Raw genomic sequence first — 22,469 nt, forward strand, 5'->3', positions numbered from 1 at the left:
GCGGCCTGAACGACAAAGCCGTGGCAGGCAAAGCAGGTTCGGCTGCCGCCGCGAACAAAGTCGCCGGCGTCGTTACCGTCGGCAACGGCACGGACGAGACCCGTCAGGTACAAGGTGTGGCGGCAGGTGTGGTATCGGCGGATTCTACCGATGCGATCAACGGCAGCCAGTTGTATTACACCAACCAGGCGATTGCCAACGTAGCGACACAAGCGACAGCGGCGAAAACCGAAGTTACCGCAGGTAAGAATGTCGTTGTTAACCAAACGACCGGCAACAGCGGTCAGACCGTGTACAACGTTGCGACTACCGATAAACTCGACGTAACCAGCGTGACCGCAGGCGGTGTAACCGTTAACGCGCAAGGTGTCAGCATCGCTGCTCCGACCGCCCATAATCCGGCGAATACCGTCAGCCTCAGCCCGATTGGTCTGAACAACGGCGGACAACGCATCACCAACGTCGCTCCGGCGAAAGAAGGTACGGATGCTGTCAACCTGAACCAGCTTGCCGGCATGGGTAATGCTCTGCAAAACAACATCGAACGCGTCGGCAAAAAAGCCTACGCAGGTGTAGCGGGTGCGATTGCACAAGGCTCGATTCCGCAAGTAACCCGTCCGGGTGCGACCGGTATCGGCGTGGGTAGCGGCTACTACGGTGGTCAATCCGCCATGGCAATCGGCGTGTCTGCGATGAGCGACGGCGGTAACTGGGTTGTTAAAGGCAACTTCTCCGCCAACACAGACGGCCACGTCGGTGTCGGAGCAGGTGCGTTGTACCAGTGGTAAGCTAACGGCTCTTAGCTGAAGCAAAGCAAAGGTCGTCTGAAATCCAAACAGGGTTTCAGACGACCTTTTTTATATTTTGTAGGGGATAAATTAGTTTTATTTGAAATTCATGGCTGGAAGGATGAAGGAAGTTTTTCTTCTGAAATCTAAAGCAACATCACGACTTTTTCAGACGACCTTTGGTGATTCAATTTACCAAATCCCTGTAAATATTTTTTCCGCCCGCCAAAATTTCCAACGAGATTTGGGTGTGAGTGTTAATACGCCGCCGTTTTCCCCATCGGTCGTCAAGGTCAGGTTTTTCAGACGACCTGTGTGCAGCGCCTGCCAAATCGGGTCGAACCAGCGTTGTTCCCAATCCTGCAAAATATCTTGGTAGGTCAGTACGTCTGCCGTCAATCCGGTAACGGCCAAATCATCCATAAAAATGACGGCAGTGTCTGTTCTTGTTTCTTGCATCCAAGAGGCAAAGGCGCGAAAGTCGTATGGTGCATCTATGCGGCCGGAGGCAAATTGCGCCCACGGGCTGTCGGAGAATAGGGAGGGTGATTGCTGCGTCCCTTGAATATCGTGCCACAGCCACAGACCGTTTATCGGCGGTGTTCCGAGTTGGTTGCGAATGTTGTTGATCGGGTGTTGGTGCAGCCACATTTGGATTTCCGTCTGCTTGGCCAACCATTGTCCGCTATCTTTGCCTGATGCTTGTTCAGACGACCCCATTTGTCCGTAAATATCTAATGCAGGCTTAATTTGCCAGTCTTGCGGATTGGGTAATAAGACAAGCCACAAATCGGGGCGAACAGAGACGAACCGCCAACCCTCGTCCTGATAAAAATCAGACAGTTCGCGACATAATTCATCTGCCTCGTCAGTAGCAATACCGATATATTCGCCACCAACGACGCTGACTTGGTGCAAACCCATCTGCTGCCATAGCGGGGAAGCCAGTGCGGCAGGTTGTTGCTGTGGAACGTTTGCAGCAGTTTTTGCGTGTTCGAGCAGACTGCCGTCCCATAAATAACGCCCGTAAAATTCTGATGTTTCAACTGCTTGTTTGTGTAAATGTCCGAAGCGCAGCAGACGGTTGAAGGCGGGCAGGGTAAGAGATGGGACGGATTCGTCGCTTTGGCGGTTCAGCGACGGAATGGCAAGGGTCAGGTTCATGGCAGGCAGCAGGTTGGGAAAAAGCATCATTTTAAGGGAGAATACCGGCCATTCCCAAATGGCTATGGGATAGGGCGTTTGAAGCAATATACGCGATTGTGATATAATTACGGACGTAAATTTCAGAAAAAACGGGTGTAAATCAAAACAATAGCCTTGATAATACGCCCTTGGTTCCCCATTGTGCTGTTTGCCGAACTATGAAAAAGGTCGTCTGAAAGACGGATAAATAGCAGACAGTCTTCTTTTAAATGAAAATCACATTGCCCGTGCGGATTGATAAAGCAGCCGCACCGCCGCATTAAAAGGATAATTCGTGATCGAAACAACCCGATTTCCCTTATTGCGCCGATTTTGGCACAACAAACCTATCCGCTGGTCTCTGTTGGGCATCCTTTTGCCCGTTTCCGGCGCGATGACTGCCTATGCAGTAACCGAACCTGTTCCCGAGTATCAAGGATTCAAAGTCGAGCGCGTTTCTGAAGAATTGCCGGCAGTTTATGTTGAAACCGGTAATTTTCAGTCCAGTTACTGGGCGCAAGAAGTTGTTCAGCAGGGCGACTCCCTCGCCGATGTGCTTACCCGCATGGGTGTGCCCCAAACCGACATCAAGCAAATCATGGCGAAAAACAGTGCGGAACGCGATATGCAACATTTGCGCGCCAATCAGTCTGTCAATATCCGCATCGATGCTTCGGGACAAGTTACCGACGTACAGTTTTTCACGGATGAAGAGCTTGAGCGCAACCTTGTCGCTTTGGAAAAAGTCAAAGGCAAATGGCAGGCTTCTACTTCAGAAGTGGATATGAAGACCATGCCGACCCTGCGTTCCGTCGTTGTCCGCACTTCCGCACGCGGTGCAATGGCGCAGGCGGAAATTCCTGTCGAAATCCGCGAGTCACTGAGCGAAATTTTCTCCGACGTACTGAGCTTGGAGGACTTGAAAGAAGGCGATGTAATACGATTGCTGTATGACAGCATGTATTTCCGCGGACAGCAGATGGGTACGGGTAATATTCTGGCGGCTGAAATCGTCAAAGGCGGTAAAAGCCATCAAGCCTATTACTACAGCCAGGGTAAAGGCGACGAAGAGAGCGGCAGCTATTATGATCAAAGCGGCAAATCGCTCCAGCAAAAAGCGGGCTTCAACATTGAGCCTGTCGTCTATACGCGCATTTCATCCCCATTCGGTTACCGAGTCCACCCCGTTTTGCATACCGTCCGTATGCATACCGGTATTGACTACGCAGCTCCTTCCGGTACGCCGATTAAAGCGACCGCTGACGGTGTGATTACCTTCAAAGGCTGGAAGGGCGGCTACGGTAATACCGTTATGATCCGCCATTCTAACGGCGTTGAAACCTTATACGGGCATATGAGCGCGTTTACGCCTGCCCAAGGTACGGTGCGTGCAGGCGAAGTGATCGGATTCGTCGGTACGACGGGACGTTCTACCGGTCCGCACCTGCACTATGAAGCACGCGTGAACAGTCAGCCTGTCAACCCGACTACGGTTGCCCTGCCGACACCTAAGCTGACACCAACCAACATGGCTGCGTTCCGTCAGCAGCAGAAATCGGCAAATACCATACTTGCCTCTGTCCGCGGGCTGCCTGTTTCTGTGGCACAATTGGATTAATCAGGCTGCCCATATAGTATTGGGGTATGCTTTAAAAGGTCGTCTGAAAACCAGGTTTAAGGTTTTCGGACGGCCTTTCGCATTGGAATGGATACGAAAACTTTTTCCAGTTCATACGGCTTGAGGCAAGTTGCTTGGGAGTGACTTTCAAATAACAGAATGACCCAGAATCTCAATGATAAATTGATAGGAAATTTAAACGGAAATATCAGTCGGTTATTTATGCGAGAGAGATGTAGAGATACGTATTTGTTGTCATTTTGAAACATGTCTTCATGGCGGGAAGTACGTTCGTTTTTGAGCAAGAACGGCAGGTAACGTTTTTATTTTATGTGTTATGTTGTGTGATTGCCATAAGAGACTTGTTATCAAAAAAGGTCGTCTGAAACCGAATTTGAGGTTTCAGACGACCTTTTCGTTTTTGATAAGGGTGTGCAGTTTTTAGCGTTTCTTTCAGTTTTCTTGTAAAGAAACCGTCTGTTTGGTAGGGGGAGCAGGATGCAGTGCAGTCAGCTTCTTCGTCAAGATATTCAAAATCACGCCATAGGCAGGCAGGAAGAAGAGGGTGCAGATGGTGAGTTTGAACAGGTAATCGACAAAAGCGATGCCCTGCCAGTTTGCTGCCATAAATTCATCGCTGCTTGCGTAAAAGGCAATGGCGAAAAATACCAATGTATCCAGGGCGTTGCCGATGACGGTTGATGCGGTCGGGGCGATCCACCACGCTTTCAGACGACGTAATTTGTTGAACACAAAAATATCAAGGATTTGTCCGAGTGCGTAAGCGGCAAAGCTGGCTAAGGCGATGCGTCCGACAAAGGTATTGAATTCGAATAGCGCGCCTAAGCCCGTCCAACTGCCGTCGTGGAACAAAACGGAAAAGATGTAGGAAAGCAAAAGGGCGGGGAACATGACCCAAAAGATAATCCGCCGTGCCAAGTGCGAACCGAAAATGCGGACGGTCAGGTCGGTGGCAAGGAAAATGAAGGGAAAGGAAAACGCGCCCCAAGTGGTGTGGATGCCGAAAATTTGGAAGGGGAACTGCACCAAATAGTTGCTGGTAGCGATGATGAGGATATGGAAAAGCACCAGCCAGAAGAGTGCCTTCTGTTGTTGCGCTGTTGTAAATTCGTACATGGAAATCTTTCGGAAAGGCTTTCAGACGACCTTCTCATGAAAAAGGTCGTCTGAAAATGCGTAAAAGGGGATGGATTATTGTCTGTCGTGTTCGAACAGGCGTTTGCGTGCCAGTGTTTCAAACTCGGTACCTGCTTTGCCGTAATTGGCAAAGGGATGAATGGCGATGCCGCCGCGCGGTGTAAATTCGCCGAAAACTTCGATGTATTTCGGATCCATCAGGGCAATCAGGTCTTTCATGATGATGTTGACGCAGTCTTCATGGAAATCGCCGTGGTTGCGGAAGCTGAAGAGGTAGAGTTTCAGGGATTTGCTTTCCACCATTTTGATGTGCGGGATGTAGCGGATGTAGATGGTGGCAAAGTCGGGCTGCCCGGTCATGGGGCAGAGGCTGGTGAATTCGGGACAGACGAACTTGACGAAATAGTCGTTGTCGGGATGTTTGTTGTCGAATGCTTCGAGAATTTCGGGAGCGTAGCCGGTCGGATATTGGGTTTTTTGATTGCCCAAAAGCGAGATGCCTTGCAGCTCTTCGGTATTGCGGGACATGAGGGTTTCCTTAGTTTTTTAATGTGGGAGGTTTTCGAACCACGAAGGGTGGATTGTAATATAAGGCAGGGGTGATGTGTAACCTTTATGCAGCATCGGAGATCGTCTGAAGATATTCGCAATTAAACGATTTGAATTGTAACCGCAATTTTAAAAAATGATTAAAAATGTAATTTTTCAAATGATTGCTTTATTTTCAGCTTATTTCTGTCAATTGCGGGTAAATGAGGCTATGTGGTAAGAACTAAGCAGGTATCTGAAAGTTCTAAGAGTCGGTTTGATGGAAGACAAAAGTTGGTAGTTCGCTCGAATGCAAATAATGTTTTATGCATAAAAAGTACCACTCGTTATCAACTTTAACCGATTGTCAGATTTTCATCAGAAGAATAGTCAATTAGATTAGTATGTTCACATAAAATAAATATTTGGTATTTTGATTCAATGATTTTTTCATCGTTGCTCTCATCGGAGGGGGTGGCGATTGAAGTTGGTAATTAAGAGGAATAAACCATGAGTTTTTCACAAACCGATTTGACCACGGCATTAAAAACCCTATCTGACCGCCTGCCTCAATTTTCCGAGCAGCAGACCAGGGCTGGGCGGATGTTGCGGGTCGTAACCGAACGCCTCAGTTCGCATCTGAATGATAATCTGAAAGTATATGGCATCAATGAAAACCTCTGGTTTGCCTTGATGGCTGTTTACGTCAGCCCGAACAGTGAAATTTTGCCATCACGCTTGAGTGATTTGATGGATCTGACCCGTACCAGCGCAACCAGATTGTCGGACGAAATGGTTAGCCGAGGCTGGGTTGCACGCTATATCAACCAGCAGGACCGCCGTCAGATTGTGCTAAAATTGACCCCCGAAGGTGAGGTTTTTATCCAAAAAGTATGGCCGCAGGTTTCCAGTACGAGCCAAGAGGCTTGGAAAGATTTCACCGATGAAGATTATAACCAGTTGCAATATTTGTTGGGTAAGCTGCTGCGCCGGCTGGAGGGCTAATAAAGCGGATGCAGGATGTGGCGGATACCGATGATAAAACGGAGTATTCCATGAAAGCCAATCCCTACAAACAGGGAATCTGTATCGCTACCGCCATTCTACTTTCTGCCTGCGCTCAATTCGGTAAACAGGCTCCTTTGGAAGAACCTACCAATTACGGGCTATCTGAGGGTAGGTCAGCAGCCATAGTTCAAGATGCGTGGTGGATGCAACTGAACGACCAAAAACTTAACCAATTAGTTGCACTCTCTATCCGTAATGCTCCCGATTTGCGTATTGCTAAGGCACGCTTCGAACAAGCACAAGCGCAGCTGGGAATAACTGAAGCTGCAAGCAAAATGCAAATCGGGTTGTCCGCGCGAGGGGCGGGAGCATATGTTGCTCCTAAGCCTCCATCCGGTCATATTGATACTGACCATACCTTATTATTGGCAAATACTGCTTTACAGGGTACTTGGTCGTTTGATTTTTGGGGTAAGAACCGGAAACAGGCTGCGTCCATATTAGGAAAGCGTAAGGCCATTCTGTACGAGGCTCATCAAACGCGCATTGATATCGCTAATGCGGTTGCATCACAATATTTCACATGGCAGATGTTGTTAATACAACAAAATCTATTATCCGAGCGTATCGAAACCGTAGACAAGATGCAGCAACTGATGCGCAGAAGGATTAATGCCCGCTTGGCTTCTGCAGAATCGCTTTATCCGGTTGAAATGCAACAGCAAAGTATGCAGTTGGAAAAGCTGGAGTTAGAGCGCCGAATTGCTAAAGTGCGTCATGCTTTAGCAATATTAAGCGGGACAACCCCTGATGGTTTATCTTTGTATATGCCTGAAAAAATGGCGGCAGTTCCCGTTGTTCCAGTCAATAAAATTCATGCAGATTTATTGGGCGCCCGCCCGGATATTGCTGCACAAAAAGCTATGTTGGAATCTCGGTTCAATACGGTTAAAGCAACAGAAGCTGAGTTTTACCCCAATATAGAACTCAAAGTTTTGGCAGGTCTGGCACATATTGATGCTTTTAATGTTGTACGAGGACGCACATCGGGTATGATCGGCGTACTTCCTGCCTTAAACCTGCCAATTTTTACTTCAGGAGCATTACAATCTAAGTTGGCAGGGCGGCGTGCTGAATATAACGAACAGGTAGCCCTTTATGACCGTACTGTTTTAAATGCTATGCGTGCTGCTGCTGATGCAGTTGTTGACTATCAAAATATGCAGAAACGACAAAGCGTTTGGGAAAAAATGCAGGAAACTGCTGAGAAAACGGTCCGTAACGCGAATAGTCGTGTCAATGCGGGATTAGATAATGGTCTATCTGCTCTACAAAAACAGAACGAACTTCTCCAATTAAAAATGCAGAAAGCACAATATCAAGCCGAGTCATTGATTGCATGGAGCAATTTAAATACCCAATTGGGCGGAGGGTTTAAGCTTGAGCCTTTGGAACGAAATGTCTCAAAAAAAAGTACAGGTAAAAAAGTACGCTGAGGAAAACAATGGCGGCTTGTTAATCAAGCTGCCATTTTGCTCTCTGTTGATTGCTGATAGGGTATAAGTGGACTAGTAACAATTAGGGAATGTAAAGAAAATTTTATAGAAATGCCAATATGATCTTCAATCAACTTACTATTTTAGTTTTCCCTTTGGTGTATTTGAATAATAGGGGCTGACTGTTTAGGAGCGATGACTAGATTTCAAATAATGTTTTGCTTGAGAAAAACACAAAACCCGTTACTTAAAAAGCAGCGGGTTTTGTGTTTTTCGGTTTTGAGTATCTGATATAAGGGGAACGGTATGTCTCGTATATGCGCACTCCGATGAGATAAAAAAATGAAGAGGGGAGAATCGTTGTTTAATGACTCGAAGCAGGACGGCATCCGAGTGATTGCTATTATATAATAATAGTAATTATTATCAATAACAAATTTTTAAATTCAAGATAACTTTCTGAAAGATATGAAAATTATTTTTTAAATTTGAGTGAAGGCTAAAGTAAAAAATGAAAATATTAAGTATCTAACTGATTTTATTAGTGTTTGAATAAGATATTCTGAGCAGCCATTGGTTAAAATAAAGCGATCTTGCTACTTTAATAGCAAGACCGCTTTATTTTCAATAATTTAAAATTTTGGCTTTAGAATAAAGAGTCTAACTGTTTATTATTGCCGGTATTGCTTGGTACAACCGGTTCCTCTTGTAACTCTTGGCGTCCAGGGCGGTTAGAGTTTTGGGCATCAGACACATTGTCGTCAGAAGGTTGACGAGTACGTCTAGATGATTGAGGGATCGGGCGTGGTGCTACTCCACCGTTTTCCAAGGCCAAGTCAGAACTGGTAGTCAGTCGTTCCTTCATATAATACTCGCCACCATTAGAAACTATGCCTTCAGGTGCTTTCATTCCCTTGATCTCAGTGCCTTTGAGAGCGTAACGCATATAATCCACCCATACCGGAACTGCAATCGTTCCACCATAACCTGCACGCCCCATACTGCGGGGTTTGTCAAAACCAACATAAACAGCAGTTACCACTTTGGGATTAAAGCCGACAAACCATGCATCCTTGTTGTCATTGGTCGTTCCGGTTTTACCGGCAATGTCGCTTCGACCTAATGCTGTTGCACCTCGAGCAGTACCAGCACGGACTACGTCTTGCATAATTTTATACATGATATATGCGTTTCGAGGATCAATCGCCTGAGGAGCATTTTCTCCTGCAACTAAGGGTTGCATCTGTGCTTTCAGACGACCTTGGCTATCGTAGATTTTGTCGATAACATAAGCTGAGATTTTATAACCACCATTGGCAAAAACACTATATGCCTCTGCAATACGGAGTGGAGTAGTTTCTCCGGTACCCAAAGCCATCGATAAACTTGTGGGAAGCTCAGACGGTTTAAAACCAAAACGCTGAGCATATTGTTGGGTGTATCCGATTCCGATAGACATCAGGATGCGGATAGAGACCATATTTTTCGATGCAGTTAATGCTTGGCGCAATGTAATGTAACCAGAATAACGCCCATCTGAATTTTTTGGGGACCACACACCACCATTTGCTCCTTTTCCTGGTAGGGATATTGGGGCATCATTTATCATGGTTGAGGCTGTCATACCTTTAGCTAGTGCAGCAGAATATACGAAAGGCTTGAATGTTGAACCAGGTTGGCGCATTGCCTGAGTTGCACGGTTAAAAGTTTTGCTATGGTAGTCATAGCCACCAACTAATGCTTGAACAGCCCCGGTTTTGGCATCTAAAGAAACAAGTGCACCTTGTAGTAAAGGTTCTTGTACAACGGTCCAGCCATTGCCAATATTTTTCACTCTGATGACTGAACCGCGTCGGATACGGTCTTCCCCCATCTTTTCATTATTAACTGCTTTAGCTGCAAAACCTAACGATTTAGTATCAAGGGTAATTTTACGACCGTTGGGTAGTTGGATTTGTACCGCTTTTCGAGAGGCTTCTAAGACAACCGCAGGAACCATTTTATCCACGGTATATAAAGTAGATAAATATTGGCTGACTGTTTCTTCAACATCATCTGTTTTGCTGAGGTCAATGTAGTTTTCTGCTCCTCTGTAGCTACTGCCTCGGTCAAAGTTTCTTAAGACCTTACGCAATGCTTCGGTAGCAACACGCTGATTTTCGGTATTTACGGTTGTATAAACATGAAAGCCTTGGGTGTAGGCTTCTTCACCATATTTTTCATATAGTTCTTGACGAACCATTTCTGCTACATACAACGCGTTTTGATCAATTTTTTGTACAAACCGCTCGTAATGTAATTCTTCTTTTAATGCATCGTCACGTTGCTGAGAAGTGATCATCCCTTCTTCCAGCATATTATTCAGGATATAAGTTTGTCGCAGTTTGGCGCGTTCTGGATTCACAATGGGATTGTATGCAGAAGGAGCCTTAGGTAGTCCGGCCAACATGGCAGCCTCGGCCAAAGTCAAATCTTTAACATTTTTATTGAAATAAATCTGCGCTGCCGAAGCAAACCCATAAGCGCGTTGTCCCAAGTAAATCTGGTTGAAATATAGCTCTAAAATCTTATCCTTGCTCAAGGATTGTTCAATTTTATAGGCTAAAAGTGCTTCGTTAAATTTTCGGGTAAATGTACGTTCACTGCTTAAATAGAAGTTTTTGGCAACTTGTTGAGTGATAGTGCTTGCACCAGATTGAACGCCTCCTGCAACGATATTACTAATCGCTGCTCGAGCAATACCCCAAACATCTACGCCCCAATGTTCGTAAAAGCGTTTGTCTTCTGCGGCAATAACCGCGTTCTTGAGAATATCGGGGAAATCGTTGATTTTGGTAAATTCACGCCGTTGCTCACCATAGACGCCAATAATTTGCCCATCTGCCGAGTAAATAGTCAATGGCATTTTGGGTTGGTAGTGTTGTAAGGAGTCTAAGGGAGGGAGTTTGGGGTAGGTTACTAAAATTGCTATAGCAATCAATCCAGTAGTAAAAATTGCTAGGCCCAACATCAAACCGATACAGGTTGTTATAATCTTTTTAATCATGACTAGGTAATAATTTTGCCATTATTGGTATTAAATAAAGTAAAATAGATATCGATTTCTATAAAACACGGCATTTCTCGTGTAAAGAGCAAGTCCTTTACGGATATCGAAACAGTTACTCACTCCTAATAATACAGGGAAATCTTATGATTGGCTTATCAAAAAACCCTAAAAATACAACTAGTAAGGCTGGCAAGTCCTCTTCAGGGTTAAGCAACCGTTCTGCCATCGGCATCGATATTAGTCAGCATGCCATCAAGATGGTTCAGCTGTCAGGGCGTAGTTTAAACCAAATTCAGTTGGAAAAATACGTTATTACTAAATTACCTAAAAATATTGTAAAAGGTAACAAAATTCAAGACTACGACCAACTTGTTACTTATTTGCAACACGCATATTCACAATTGCGCAGTTCTTGTAAGAATATTATTGCAGCTATCCCTCAAGGATTAGCGACAATTGAGCAAGTGGTTTATTCACAAAAGGATACTGAGTTGGATTTGGATGAATTTGCAGAATCCGAAATCTCCTCAATCGGACCTATCGATGAAATAAATTATGATTATCAAGTCGTCGGTGCGTCTGTTATTCCAGCAGGGCAGCAGATTTTGACGGTTGCAGCGCGTAAGGATGACGTTGAACCTATGATCGAAATGTTTGAGGGGGCAGGATTGTCCCTATCGGCGTTAGATTTGGATTTATTGGCGCAGCGTAATGCCTTCGTATTTTGGATTAACCAGTACGCTCCTGAATTAACAAATGAAAAAGTTGCTATATTTGGAATTTATGCAACACAGATGTATGCGTTGATTATTCAGAATGGGCAAATTCTATACAAGCAGGAAATGCCTGTAAGTACTGAGCAATTGAACCAGTTGATTCAACGTACATATCAGGTTACGGAAGAAAAAGCTGCCCAAATGATGGTATCTACGAGTAAACCAACTGATTATCAAGCACAAATTGCAGACCGTTTTAATGTTCAAGTGGCTCAGGAGGTGCAAAGAGTATTACAGTTTTATTACACAACACAGCCGACAGATGCTTTTTCAAATGTGAAGCATATTTTATTAACTGGCTCTGCATCGCAACAGACTGGTTTGGCTGAAAGCATTTTTTCGCAGACAAATACAGCAACACAATGTATTCAGCCAGTTACATACGTGGAGCGAGGCGGTAAGGTCGATTTGTCACAGTTACAAGTTGATGCTTCTGCTTTGACACTTGCATTTGGATTAGCATTAAGGGGATTGTAATATGACTGAATTAATTAAAATTAACCTTCTCCCATATAGAGAAGAAATTAAGCAACGTAAAAGACAGCAATTTAAAATTTTGATGCTTTCTTCGTTATTAATAGGAGTTGGTTTATCTGCAATAGCTTATTTAGCGATCAATAATGCTATTAGTGATCAAGAAAGTAGGAATACATTTTTGGAAGCAGAAATTACCAAGTTGGATAATGATTTAGGAGAAATAAAAAAATTACAGCAGGAAAAAGAAAACTTCTTGGCTAAAAAGCAAAAAGTTGAGGAGTTGCAAGAAAAACGTTCCCAAGCTGCATATATCATCGATAGTTTGAATGTGGTTATTCCAGATAATACTTATATCACTTCTCTTGATGCAGAAAATCCGACTTCTTATAAGATTACAGGTCGAGCGATTAGCGATAATAAAATTGCCATGTTTATGCGGTCTTTGCCAAGTACAGGTATTTTTACGCAGCCAGAACTTTTGGAAATTAAGAAAATTGATAATTATCAAGAATTTAATATTAAATCTATGATTGGTTCTGCGAGTATTCCAGTCAAGTCTGAGAGAGAAGCAATTAATGATGATCCGACGAAAGCACAGAACGGGGAGGAAAAATAAATGGCCTCAGCAAAAGTAAAAAATTTGGATATTCAGAATTTATATTTGTTGAATCCTGCTGCAAAGTTTGTATTAGCTGCATTAGCAGTTGCAGGAGTATTGGCAGTTGGCTATGGAATAGTATTTCGTGATCAGCTGGAAACACTTTCAACCCAAGAGGCAAAGGAGGCAGAGTTAAAGGAAACATATACGAAAAAGAGTATTGAGGCTGCAAGTTTGGATAACTTGAAAGCCGAATTGGCCTCTATTCGTTCTTCATTTGACATCTTGTTAAAACAGCTACCTACTGATGCTGAAATTCCTACTTTGATTCAAGAACTGCACCAGGCAGGTTCAGCAAACGGTCTTCGCTTAGATAGTGTAGTTCCACAGGTTCCGGTCAATGATGGACCAATACAGAAGTTACCGTATGAAATATCGATTACGGGCAAATATAATCAGATTAACCAATTTGCTAGAGATGTTGGTGGTTTATCGCGGATAATTACATTGGAGTCGTTAAAAATATCGCATGTTTCAGATAGTAAAAATAGCAAAGATAGTAAAAATGATATTTTAACGCTTAGAGCAATTGCGACGACATATAAAGCCCGTCCAGCAGATGAAGTAGCAGCAGAACTTGCCGCTCAGCAGAGTCAGGCACAGGGGGATTCAGAAAATGGCCAAGCCAATTCTGAACAAAAATAATAAATGATAGGAAAATCATGAAAAATAAAATTTTCTTACTTACAAGTATCCTGTCATTGACGGGGTGTACACCGGCATATGACGATTTGAATGAGTGGATGACTAAGACACGTCAGGATGCTAAGTCTCATATCATTCCATTTGAGGCTCCGGTAGTGAACCCTCCAGCTGTTTATAATCCACCGGCTTATAGTGGTTTAAATGCATTCGATTTTCGACGGTTGGATAATGCCCCTAAAGGTAATAACGCTCCAAATCCTAATCGTCCAAAAGAAGCATTGGAAGCATTCAGTTTAGAAAATATGCGGTACGTAGGGATGCTGAGTAATGGCAGTAAAACTGCCGGTTTTATTGATGTAAATGGACATGTCTATACAGTTTATCCGGGGAATTACATCGGACAAAATTATGGAAAAATCCAAAGCATTACTGAGGATTTGATTGTTTTGACAGAATTGGTTGAGGATAGTTCGGGCAATTGGATTTATCGAAAGGCGGAATTGTCATTAAGTAATAATGCTGAAAATAGTTCAAATGATGTCGGTAATGCTTCAGCAACGAATTCAAACTAATTTAAGGGGTCTCACTTCATGAAAACTAAAAATATGACGAAATTATTTGCCGGCATCAGTATGATTGCGGCAGCACAAATTGCGTTGGCAGGTAATATTACTGATATTAATGTATCAACTTTGCCGGATAGTCAAAAAATTATCAAAATTCGTTTTGATCGGGATGTGATTAGCCCGAGCGGTTTTGTTACATCCACTCCGTCCCGAATTGCCTTGGATTTTGCCAAAACAAATATTCAATTGGCTCAACCTGTATTGGAATACGCAGATCCTTTGTTAAATCAAATTACTGCGGCTCAGAATAATGACCGATCTCGTATTGTTTTGGGATTGAATAAAGCAGCGCAATATAATACTGAAGTCCATGGTAATGAAGTATGGGTATTTGTTACAGAATCATCTGATCGAACCATAACTTCTGCAGCTATTTCAAATAATGGAAATGCACATCAGAAAGTAAGCTCGTCTGAAACAGTCAAACAAACTGTAAATTCAGCTAATATTGACTTCAGAAAAGGTGCACATAACTCTGGTATTGTGGAATTGAATGCGCCTGCTTTTACAGGAAAGCCTGAAGTGAAGCAACAACGTGATCGAGTTATTATTACTCTGAAAAATTATCCGTTGCCAACACAAGCGCAACGCAGTTTGGATGTTGCCGATTTCAGTACACCGGTTAAAAATATTACGTTAAAACGTATTGGAAATGATGCCCAACTCATTATTCGTAATAATGGTAATTGGGATTTCAATACCAAGGCTGCAAATGGTCAATTTGCTTTTGAAGTAATGCCTAAGTCCGCTAGTACGGAATCAAGTGGATTGAATGCAAATCCAAATAAATCTTTCCGCGGCCGTAAAATTTCCCTAGACTTCCAAGATGTTGAAGTACGTACCATTTTACAAATCCTTGCGAAGGAGTCCGGGGTTAATATCGTGGCCAGTGATTCCGTGAATGGTAAAATGACACTTTCTTTGAAAGATGTGCCTTGGGATCAGGCTTTGGATTTGGTTATGCAGGCGCGTAATTTGGATATGCGCCGACAAGGTAATATCATCAATATTGCACCTCGTGATGAATTGTTGGCCAAAGATAAGGCTTTCTTACAGGCAGAGAAAGAAATTGCTGAGTTGGGGCCTTTATATTCTCAAACCTTCCAATTGAAATATAAGAATGTAGAAGAGTTCCGGAAAATTTTACGTTTGGACGACAACAATAGTGGAAACTCCAATGGTAGAAATACCTTGTTGAGTGGCCGTGGTAGTGCGCTGATTGATCCTGCAACGAATACTTTGATTATTACAGATAATCGAAATGTTGTAGAAAAATTCCGTAAGTTAATTGAGGAGTTGGATGTGCCGACTCGTCAAGTCATGGTTGAAGCCCGTATTGTTGAAGCAAAAGACGGTTTTTCGCGTGATTTGGGGGTGAAATTCGGTGTCGCAGGTTCCAAAGGACGCAACGCTTGGGGTAACTCTTGGAGTAATGCGCAAGATAACCATAATACTAATTCGGCTGTTTTGCGAGGTGATGCAAATTACCGTACATGGTCTTTACAACCGAATATTAGCCTGCCTGCAGCAGCAGCGACTAATAATATTGCTCTGGTACGAGCTTTGTCATCAGGTGCATTGGGTTTGGAAATTTCTGCTTCGGAAGCTACCGGTAAAAGTAAGACCATTTCTAATCCGCGTGTCCTGACTCAAGACCGTAGAGAAGCTACTATTGAGTCCGGTACCGAAATACCGTATCAGGAGGCTTCTTCCAGTGGTGCAACTTCGGTTTCGTTCAAAAAAGCCGTGTTGGGCTTAACGGTAACGCCGAATGTAACGCCTGATGGTCAAGTTATCATGACTGTAAAAATTACCAAAGATACGCCGCAAGACTGTACAGTGGACTCTTTGATTACCAAATGTATTCAGACTAAAAACTTGAATACTCAGGCAATGGTTGAAGATGGTGGCACGTTGATTGTTGGCGGTATCTATGAAGAAGATAATAGCGATACGATTAACAAAGTACCATTATTGGGCGATTTGCCAGTGGTAGGCAATTTGTTCAAATCCCGTGCGAAAAAAGAAGAGCGTCGCGAATTGCTGGTTTTCATCACCCCGCGAATTATGGATGGTGTAGGCAGCAATCTCCGCTACTAAAATTGGAAAAGGCATATACTCGGAAGGGTATATGCCTTTTTAATTGGCACAAATTAGATAGGGAATTTTAGGGATTTTTGTTTATTTCGGAAGGAATATGGTGAAATATCCATAAATGGTAATAGCTATATTTGATGATTGATGTATTTCTATTTGTTGAGGAGTTTAATCTAGACTTCACCACATAGTAAGAGATATTGAGTTTTTTATACACTGATGGCTACTTTCATTCTATAGTGGATTAAATTTAAATCAGGACAAGGCGGCGAAGCCGCAGACAGTACAGATAGTACGGCAAGGCGAGGCAACGCCGTACTGGTTTAAAGTTAATCCACTATAAATTGTTTGTGACAAATGAGTGGGGATGAAGCTACTATTACTATAGAGAGGTCGTCTGAAAACATCACTTTAATCTTTATACCATCCATGGTCTTAGGTAAGCAGGGTTAAACACGATATAATCGGTACTGTTGGAAACTAAGTATAAATAAGCACTAACGCATGCTCGGCAGTATTCATAAATCTTGTATCGGATGAACACCTTCATGGAAAAGCTCAATGGTAATTTAATTCTCATCGGATTGATGGGAGCAGGAAAAACAACGCTGGGAAGGCAGTTTGCTCAAATTTACGATTGCCCGTTTTATGATAGTGATTTGGAAATTTGCTCAGCGTCAGGTGTTTCTATTTCCACTATCTTTGAGATGGAAGGAGAGGAAGGATTCCGCCACCGTGAGACTTTGATGCTGAAAAAGCTGTCGGCATTAAACGGTATTGTGTTGTCGACGGGAGGTGGCTCGGTTTTGCGTGAAGAAAATCGACGTTTCTTGCGTGAGCATGGTACGGTAGTTTATTTGCATGCATTACCTGAAGTGCTGTTGGAGCGTACACGTTATGATAGCAGCCGCCCGCTTTTAAAAACGGACGATCCTTTAAAGAAATTACGCGGATTGTATACGGTTCGGGATCCGATTTATCGTGAGACTGCGCATATCGTTATAGAGTCTGAGAGTTGTGCTAAAACCCTTCGAAAATTGGTTGAATGTTTGGATGAGCGACAATTCATTGAATATGATGATTGAAGGTGTTGCCTTTGTTGATTAGGTCGTCTGAAATGTAATAAAAACGGTTTCAGACGACTTTTAGTTATGCGCTTGCAGCCCTATTGGTTTTGCTTGATAAAACGTTCTTTATCTAGTCAGTTTTCAACAGAACGGCAAGCGTATATTATTTTGCGTTGTTCTCACATGATTTATTTTGACAAGGAGTCTTCTCCTATGCGTACTTTGACTGTTCAAACTCCGTCTCATCAATATCCTATTTTTATCGGGTACGACCTTATCGGTCAGGCTGATAGTTTACTCAAGCCTTATTTGAATAAAACAGCCGCAATCATAACCAACGAGACTGTTGCGCCTTTATATCTGAAAAGTCTTCAAATGAGTTTGGACAGAATCGGTATCAGGCATTTCAGCATTATCTTGCCGGATGGCGAAAAATATAAAAACTGGCAGACATTGAACCTTATTTTTGACGGATTGATGGAAAACAGGGCCGAACGGAAAACCACACTAATTGCATTGGGTGGCGGGGTAATCGGCGATATGGTCGGCTTTGCCGCTGCAACGTATCAACGAGGTGCGCCGTTTATCCAAATCCCGACAACTCTGTTGAGTCAAGTGGATTCATCCGTAGGTGGGAAGACGGGCATCAACCATCCGCTTGGAAAAAATATGATTGGTGCGTTTTACCAACCGCAGGCGGTCTTGGCTGATTTGGAAACATTGAAGACCTTGCCGCGCCGAGAATTATCGGCAGGCATGGCGGAAGTTATTAAATATGGTGCACTTGGCGATGTTGATTTCTTTGAGTGGTTGGAACAAAACATTGCGGATTTGATGGTACAAAACCAAGAGAAATTGACGCAGGCGGTATATCACTGCTGCAAAATGAAAGCCGACATTGTTGCCAAAGATGAAACCGAACAAGGTATCCGCGCGTGGCTTAATCTTGGTCATACTTTCGGACACGCTATCGAGGCGGAAATGGGTTACGGAGTATGGTTGCATGGTGAGGCAGTGGCAGCGGGTTGCGTGCTGGCAGGTAGATTATCCGAAGCATTGGGTAAAATTTCCGATGCGGACACACGTCGAATCGCTGTTTTAATGGAGGCTGCAGGATTGCCGTCATTGCCGCCTAAATTCCCGTTTGAAAAATGGATCAGCCATATGAGTCATGATAAAAAGGTCAGTAGCGGCGTGATGCGCTTTATCGGGCTGAACCGTTTGGGGGAAGCCAATATTACTGAAGTTAGCGATATTGATATTTTAAAGCGGACTTTGCAGCCGTATTTGTAATGCGCATTCCAGTAAATGTGCCGTGCATATTCATTGTCGCATGAGTCAAAAATAGAGAAAGGTCGTCTGAAAAGTTTTCAGACGACCTTTTTATATGATTAAGGTAGGAGTGGAGTTTGTATCAAACCGAGTTTTTCATCAAAGCCGAACATGATATTCATATTTTGAACAGCTTGTCCTGCCGCCCCTTTAACTAAGTTGTCGATGACGGACAGAGCGATCCATACATTGTCAGACGAAGATTTTTGGATGCTGACACGGCAAAGGTTTGCCCCGCGCACGCTGCGGGTTTCTGGTGTTGAACCGGCCGGCATGATGTCCACAAAAGGACTGTCCCGATAAAATTCGCGTAAAACCGCTTCCGGATTGCATCCGTCCTCAAGATGCAGGTATAAAGTGGCGTGCATACCACGGATCATGGGTGTCAGATGAGGAACGAAGATGAAATGTTTGGCAATTTCTGGTTGCAATGTGGCGATGGTTTGCTGAATTTCGGGTTGGTGTCGGTGTCCCGCAATGCCGTAGGCTTTAAAATTATCCCCGGCTTCACAAAGCAGCGAGCCGATATTGGCTTTCCGACCTGCGCCGGATACGCCTGATTTACAGTCTGCAATCAGCGGCATATGCGGTTTCAGACGACCTTCTTTCAGCAAGGGCAGTAAAGGCAGTGAAACGCAGGTCGGATAACAGCCGGGGTTGGCAACGATTTGTGCAGACGCGATGGCATCTCGGTTTAATTCACTTAATCCGTACACCGCTTGAGGAACAATATCGGGGCTGACGTGCTTCATTTTGTACCAATGTTCCCATGTGGAAATATTCTGTATACGAAAGTCAGCGGATAAGTCGACGATGCGGATACCTTTTTCCAAAAGACGGGGAGCATCGTTCATGGCGATTCCATTTGGGGTGGCGAAAAAGACAATATCGCATTTTTCCAAACCGGCGTGTTCGGGTGTTTGAAAGGTCAGATCGTAGATTCCCCTCAGACTGGGAAAGTAATCAGAAACTGCTTTACCTGACTCGCTGCGGCTGGTTACCGTTGTAATTTCAATATTCGGATGACTGCTGAGAAGCCGTAAAAGCTCTACGCCGGTGTAGCCTGTTGCACCGACGATGCCGACTTTGATTTTCGAATTCATAGATTTCTCCAAGAGTAATTTTTAGATGTAGGCAGATTTGCCGGTATCGACTTCGTTCGAATACTGTGGCCCATTATAGAGGAACGGTGATGTATAGTGGAAACAGCCACTATGAGTAATACGAAACGGTACTGACATATATAAAATAAAAGTCGTCTGAAAACATGGAAAACAAGTTTTCAGACGACCTTATAAAGGCAACTTACCTAACGGTTATTCCTGTTCATGCAGAATAAATGGTGAGCAACCTATTCTATTTTAAACAGTTATAGGGCAATCTCTACTTAAAACAGCAATGAAGTAGGATCTCCGTCTGCCGGCAGATCATATTTTGGATAGGAAGGTGTAGAAGCTGCCGGTGGAGGGGTGTATTCGGCAGCTTTGGGTTTTCTCGGTGAGTATTCCGAAGCTGCTTTCGGAGTCGGAGTATCTTCGGCATCTATTTCGATTTCAGAACCGGCGGGTAATACTTCATCTTTCACAGGGGCGGGTTTCGGCATGACTTTCGGTTTGCTGAAGGCACTGGAGCCGCTCATCCATGCCAAGGATTTCAGCGGGGTTTTCAATTTGACGCCTTTGGCACAGGTCAAACAGTTTGCCGCTCCGGTACGCGCCTTCAAAATTGCATCGATACGGGTGGCATTAATCGTTTTGCCGTGCGCCTTAGCCCAGGCGGCAATACTTTTTTTCAGTGCATCGGTATCGAGGTTCTTTTTATTGTAAGGATCGCGATATGCAGCCAGCCAAAGATTTTTATTGGCATCTTCGTTGAGGCTGGCAAGTTGGTAAATAACGGAAGCAGGGGCGCCGGTTGCGATGGTTTTTGCAAATTCAAGCGCATCCGGAGACTTCATGCGCACACAACCGTGGCTGCGGACGCCCGGTACGCTGGCAGGCGCGTTCGTGCCGTGAATGCCCAAACTGAATTTCGGGTCGCCCAAACGGACAAAAACAGGACCCAGAGGATTATTGGGGCCGGGCGGTACGGATTTGACGCCGTCTCCGCGTTCTTTTTGAATAGATTTCGGAATGTGCCAAGTAGGATTAAAAGCTTTGGCTCCGATTTTGTGTTCCCCAAGGTTGGTTTGGGTCATGGCTTTGCCGACAGCAACAGGATAAATTTTTGTTAGTTGTCCGTCGGTATAGAGGAACAGACGCTGTTGCGGAATGTTGATGACAACATGTTGACCTTGTGAGACGGGCGAAACATCAGGAACGGGAGTGTTGGCAGTTGCGTAGGCGGTCAGAGCCGCGAGGCTTGTACTGAAGAGAATTTTTTTCATGTTTTAAAATTTAAAAACGAGGTGGAAATATTTCGGGCAATCATACCTGAATCTTTTGGGTTTTGTGCGAAAATACACGTTTTTGCAAACGAAATATGCCCTGTCGGGCAAAATGGATTTTCTTGATGAAGATGCTAACAGATAACAGGCGATATGATGGTGAGGCAGATGTTTTTTCTTTGGATTATGAAGGAAGAGGTGTTGCGCGCGTTGATGGTAAGGCATTGTTTATTGAGGGAGCGATGCCAGGAGAACGGGTACGGTTTGAAATCATCCGTTCGAAAAAACAATTTGATGAAGCACGGGTAATTGACATCATCCGATATTCGGAAAATCGAGTTAAACCAAAGTGTAGGCATTTTGATACATGTGGCGGTTGCTCAATACAGCACATTGATCCGACAGCCCAGATTGCATTTAAGCAGCGCATTATGGAAGAACAGTTGGAACGCATCGGCAAAATTCGACCTGAGCAGATTCTCCCTGCTATATATGGAACGCCATGGCATTATCGGGATCGTGCCAGACTGAGTATTTCAAAGGATGCGGGTGGTCGTCTGAAAATCGGTTTTAAGGCAAAAAAGAGCCATGAAGTGATTGATGTCGATTCATGCATGGTGTTGCCGGCTCATATTTCTGAGAAGTTGCCAAAAATAAAGCAAATGTTGCAAAGTTTGATAGATTTGGATTTGCTATTTATTGAGTTTTTCAATAGTGAAAAACTAACGGTTTTGAACATTTGTTCCAGAAAAAAACCGCCTAGTCAAAAATTGAGACAACTTGAAAAATGGTTTGATACGATACTAGGTTGTGAGAAAAAGCAGTGGCAGATTTGGCTGCAAGCCGGAAGACAGGAGGCTCAGCCATTTTATCCAAAAGATTGTCAGCCTTTGGGATATGCTTTGCCTGAGTTTGAGGTTGAAATGCCGTACAAACCCGGGGATTTTACCCAGATTAATGCAGGTTTAAATGGAGTGATGGTTGGCAGGGCTTTGAAACTTCTGGACATTCAGAAAAACGAGCGTATTGCAGATTTGTTTTGCGGGCTTGGAAACTTCAGTATCCCTATGGCAAAAAGCGGGGCTGAAGTGGTTGGAATCGAAGGTGAGGGTTCGTTAGTTGAGCGGGCCCGAAATAATGCTTCGGCTAACGGTTGTTTCGATAGGGTATCCTTCTCTGAAGCGGATTTGTTTGAAACAGATGAGACTGTGTTAGCGTCATGGGGTCAATTCGACAAGATGTTGCTTGATCCCCCGAGAAGTGGTGCCTATGCTGTTGTCAAATCACTACATGTTCCGTATTTGCCGGTAAAGATAGTATATGTTTCTTGCAATCCGGCAACCTTTGCCAGAGATACGGAAGTATTGGTAAATAAGGGTTATAGGCTGAAATTTGTAGGCGTAATGAATATGTTTGCACAGACTTCGCATGTCGAATCTATAGGTGTCTTCGATTTGGAAAATGGTATATAGGTATTTGCAAAATGGTTTTTTATGTAATTATCGGTTGAATCATGTTATCATAATTCACTCAGAAAATAAGATGATTCGGCAATTTTGATGGTTGCCGGATATG

Annotated in this window: 18 protein-coding genes and 1 riboswitch; of the genes, 12 read left to right on the forward strand and 6 right to left on the reverse strand. The window is 43.8% G+C overall.

Annotated elements, in window-relative coordinates:
• Window positions 1-788 (forward strand): YadA family autotransporter adhesin (locus DBY90_RS04025; RefSeq protein ID WP_234405098.1); only part of this gene is annotated, 788 nt, incomplete at its 5' end.
• A gap of 192 nt (window positions 789-980) precedes the next feature.
• Here DBY90_RS04025 and DBY90_RS04030 read toward each other — a convergent pair.
• Window positions 981-1,982: a hypothetical protein gene (locus tag DBY90_RS04030; RefSeq protein WP_083286735.1), complete on the reverse strand. Its 1,002-nt coding sequence runs from the start codon at window positions 1,980-1,982 to the stop codon at window positions 981-983.
• Window positions 1,983-2,295: 313 nt separating this feature from the next.
• On the opposite strand from DBY90_RS04030, the gene DBY90_RS04035 reads away from it, so the two are divergent.
• The gene (locus DBY90_RS04035) at window positions 2,296-3,591 is read left to right on the forward strand and encodes a M23 family metallopeptidase (protein ID WP_070492583.1); all 1,296 of its coding nucleotides are present in this window, start codon (window positions 2,296-2,298) and stop codon (window positions 3,589-3,591) included.
• Between the two features lie 453 nt (window positions 3,592-4,044).
• Here DBY90_RS04035 and DBY90_RS04040 read toward each other — a convergent pair whose 3' ends face one another.
• Complete coding sequence (locus DBY90_RS04040; protein ID WP_070492513.1) at window positions 4,045-4,728, reverse strand: 7-cyano-7-deazaguanine/7-aminomethyl-7-deazaguanine transporter; 684 nt, start codon at window positions 4,726-4,728, stop codon at window positions 4,045-4,047.
• Window positions 4,729-4,803: 75 nt separating this feature from the next.
• Window positions 4,804-5,277, reverse strand: a complete 474-nt coding sequence (queF, locus tag DBY90_RS04045) for a preQ(1) synthase (protein WP_070492514.1) — start codon at window positions 5,275-5,277, stop codon at window positions 4,804-4,806.
• Window positions 5,278-5,281: 4 nt separating this feature from the next.
• A riboswitch (PreQ1 riboswitch) is annotated at window positions 5,282-5,326 on the reverse strand.
• A 461-nt stretch (window positions 5,327-5,787) separates the two neighbouring features.
• Here queF and DBY90_RS04050 point away from each other — a divergent pair.
• Together DBY90_RS04050 and DBY90_RS04055 are read left to right on the forward strand one after the other, a co-directional pair.
• Complete coding sequence (locus DBY90_RS04050; RefSeq protein ID WP_003743760.1) at window positions 5,788-6,282, forward strand: MarR family transcriptional regulator; 495 nt, start codon at window positions 5,788-5,790, stop codon at window positions 6,280-6,282.
• A 50-nt stretch (window positions 6,283-6,332) separates the two neighbouring features.
• Window positions 6,333-7,781, forward strand: coding sequence for an efflux transporter outer membrane subunit (locus tag DBY90_RS04055; RefSeq protein ID WP_039856168.1), 1,449 nt, complete (start codon window positions 6,333-6,335; stop codon window positions 7,779-7,781).
• A 646-nt stretch (window positions 7,782-8,427) separates the two neighbouring features.
• Here the strand turns inward: DBY90_RS04055 and DBY90_RS04060 are convergent.
• Window positions 8,428-10,827, reverse strand: coding sequence for a penicillin-binding protein 1A (locus DBY90_RS04060; RefSeq protein ID WP_107986565.1), 2,400 nt, complete (start codon window positions 10,825-10,827; stop codon window positions 8,428-8,430).
• A gap of 146 nt (window positions 10,828-10,973) precedes the next feature.
• Between DBY90_RS04060 and pilM the strand changes: the two genes are divergently transcribed.
• From pilM to aroB, 7 genes are all read left to right on the forward strand, one after another.
• Window positions 10,974-12,083, forward strand: a complete 1,110-nt coding sequence (pilM, locus tag DBY90_RS04065; RefSeq protein WP_003743755.1) for a type IV pilus assembly protein PilM — start codon at window positions 10,974-10,976, stop codon at window positions 12,081-12,083.
• Window position 12,084: 1 nt separating this feature from the next.
• Entirely contained in the window at window positions 12,085-12,699 is a 615-nt protein-coding gene (locus DBY90_RS04070; protein ID WP_003743753.1) for a PilN domain-containing protein, read from the forward strand.
• Entirely contained in the window at window positions 12,700-13,386 is a 687-nt protein-coding gene (locus tag DBY90_RS04075) for a type IV pilus inner membrane component PilO (protein ID WP_003743751.1), read from the forward strand.
• A 17-nt stretch (window positions 13,387-13,403) separates the two neighbouring features.
• Window positions 13,404-13,958 (forward strand): pilus assembly protein PilP, encoded by a 555-nt coding sequence (locus tag DBY90_RS04080; RefSeq protein ID WP_003743750.1) that lies wholly within the window; start codon window positions 13,404-13,406, stop codon window positions 13,956-13,958.
• Window positions 13,959-13,976: 18 nt separating this feature from the next.
• Entirely contained in the window at window positions 13,977-16,112 is a 2,136-nt protein-coding gene (gene pilQ / locus DBY90_RS04085; RefSeq protein ID WP_016686778.1) for a type IV pilus secretin PilQ, read from the forward strand.
• A gap of 545 nt (window positions 16,113-16,657) precedes the next feature.
• Entirely contained in the window at window positions 16,658-17,194 is a 537-nt protein-coding gene (locus DBY90_RS04095; RefSeq protein ID WP_232501975.1) for a shikimate kinase, read from the forward strand.
• Between the two features lie 195 nt (window positions 17,195-17,389).
• Window positions 17,390-18,469 (forward strand): 3-dehydroquinate synthase, encoded by a 1,080-nt coding sequence (gene aroB, locus DBY90_RS04100; protein WP_039856166.1) that lies wholly within the window; start codon window positions 17,390-17,392, stop codon window positions 18,467-18,469.
• A 98-nt stretch (window positions 18,470-18,567) separates the two neighbouring features.
• Here the strand turns inward: aroB and argC are convergent, their stop codons facing one another.
• Together argC and DBY90_RS04110 are read right to left on the reverse strand one after the other, a co-directional pair.
• Window positions 18,568-19,611, reverse strand: coding sequence for an N-acetyl-gamma-glutamyl-phosphate reductase (argC, locus tag DBY90_RS04105; protein WP_003743745.1), 1,044 nt, complete (start codon window positions 19,609-19,611; stop codon window positions 18,568-18,570).
• A 284-nt stretch (window positions 19,612-19,895) separates the two neighbouring features.
• On the reverse strand, window positions 19,896-20,894 hold the full coding sequence (locus DBY90_RS04110; RefSeq protein WP_070493359.1) for a L,D-transpeptidase: 999 nt from the start codon (window positions 20,892-20,894) through the stop codon (window positions 19,896-19,898).
• 95 nt (window positions 20,895-20,989) lie between these two features.
• On the opposite strand from DBY90_RS04110, the gene rlmD reads away from it, so the two are divergent.
• Window positions 20,990-22,366: a 23S rRNA (uracil(1939)-C(5))-methyltransferase RlmD gene (rlmD, locus tag DBY90_RS04115; RefSeq protein ID WP_070493362.1), complete on the forward strand. Its 1,377-nt coding sequence runs from the start codon at window positions 20,990-20,992 to the stop codon at window positions 22,364-22,366.
• The last annotated feature ends 103 nt before the right edge of the window (window positions 22,367-22,469 follow it).

Origin of the sequence: Neisseria mucosa (assembly GCF_003044445.1) — a bacterium.
GTDB lineage: Bacteria > Pseudomonadota > Gammaproteobacteria > Burkholderiales > Neisseriaceae > Neisseria > Neisseria mucosa_A.

Coding starts and splice junctions, on each gene's coding strand:
- DBY90_RS04030 (WP_083286735.1), bottom strand. CDS start 1,982: ATGATGCTTTTTCCCAACCTGCTGCCTGCCATGAACCTGACCCTTGCC.
- DBY90_RS04040 (WP_070492513.1), bottom strand. CDS start 4,728: ATGTACGAATTTACAACAGCGCAACAACAGAAGGCACTCTTCTGGCTG.
- queF (WP_070492514.1), bottom strand. CDS start 5,277: ATGTCCCGCAATACCGAAGAGCTGCAAGGCATCTCGCTTTTGGGCAAT.
- DBY90_RS04050 (WP_003743760.1), top strand. CDS start 5,788: ATGAGTTTTTCACAAACCGATTTGACCACGGCATTAAAAACCCTATCT.
- DBY90_RS04055 (WP_039856168.1), top strand. CDS start 6,333: ATGAAAGCCAATCCCTACAAACAGGGAATCTGTATCGCTACCGCCATT.
- DBY90_RS04060 (WP_107986565.1), bottom strand. CDS start 10,827: ATGATTAAAAAGATTATAACAACCTGTATCGGTTTGATGTTGGGCCTA.
- pilM (WP_003743755.1), top strand. CDS start 10,974: ATGATTGGCTTATCAAAAAACCCTAAAAATACAACTAGTAAGGCTGGC.
- DBY90_RS04070 (WP_003743753.1), top strand. CDS start 12,085: ATGACTGAATTAATTAAAATTAACCTTCTCCCATATAGAGAAGAAATT.
- DBY90_RS04075 (WP_003743751.1), top strand. CDS start 12,700: ATGGCCTCAGCAAAAGTAAAAAATTTGGATATTCAGAATTTATATTTG.
- DBY90_RS04080 (WP_003743750.1), top strand. CDS start 13,404: ATGAAAAATAAAATTTTCTTACTTACAAGTATCCTGTCATTGACGGGG.
- pilQ (WP_016686778.1), top strand. CDS start 13,977: ATGAAAACTAAAAATATGACGAAATTATTTGCCGGCATCAGTATGATT.
- DBY90_RS04095 (WP_232501975.1), top strand. CDS start 16,658: ATGGAAAAGCTCAATGGTAATTTAATTCTCATCGGATTGATGGGAGCA.
- aroB (WP_039856166.1), top strand. CDS start 17,390: ATGCGTACTTTGACTGTTCAAACTCCGTCTCATCAATATCCTATTTTT.
- argC (WP_003743745.1), bottom strand. CDS start 19,611: ATGAATTCGAAAATCAAAGTCGGCATCGTCGGTGCAACAGGCTACACC.
- DBY90_RS04110 (WP_070493359.1), bottom strand. CDS start 20,894: ATGAAAAAAATTCTCTTCAGTACAAGCCTCGCGGCTCTGACCGCCTAC.
- rlmD (WP_070493362.1), top strand. CDS start 20,990: ATGCCCTGTCGGGCAAAATGGATTTTCTTGATGAAGATGCTAACAGAT.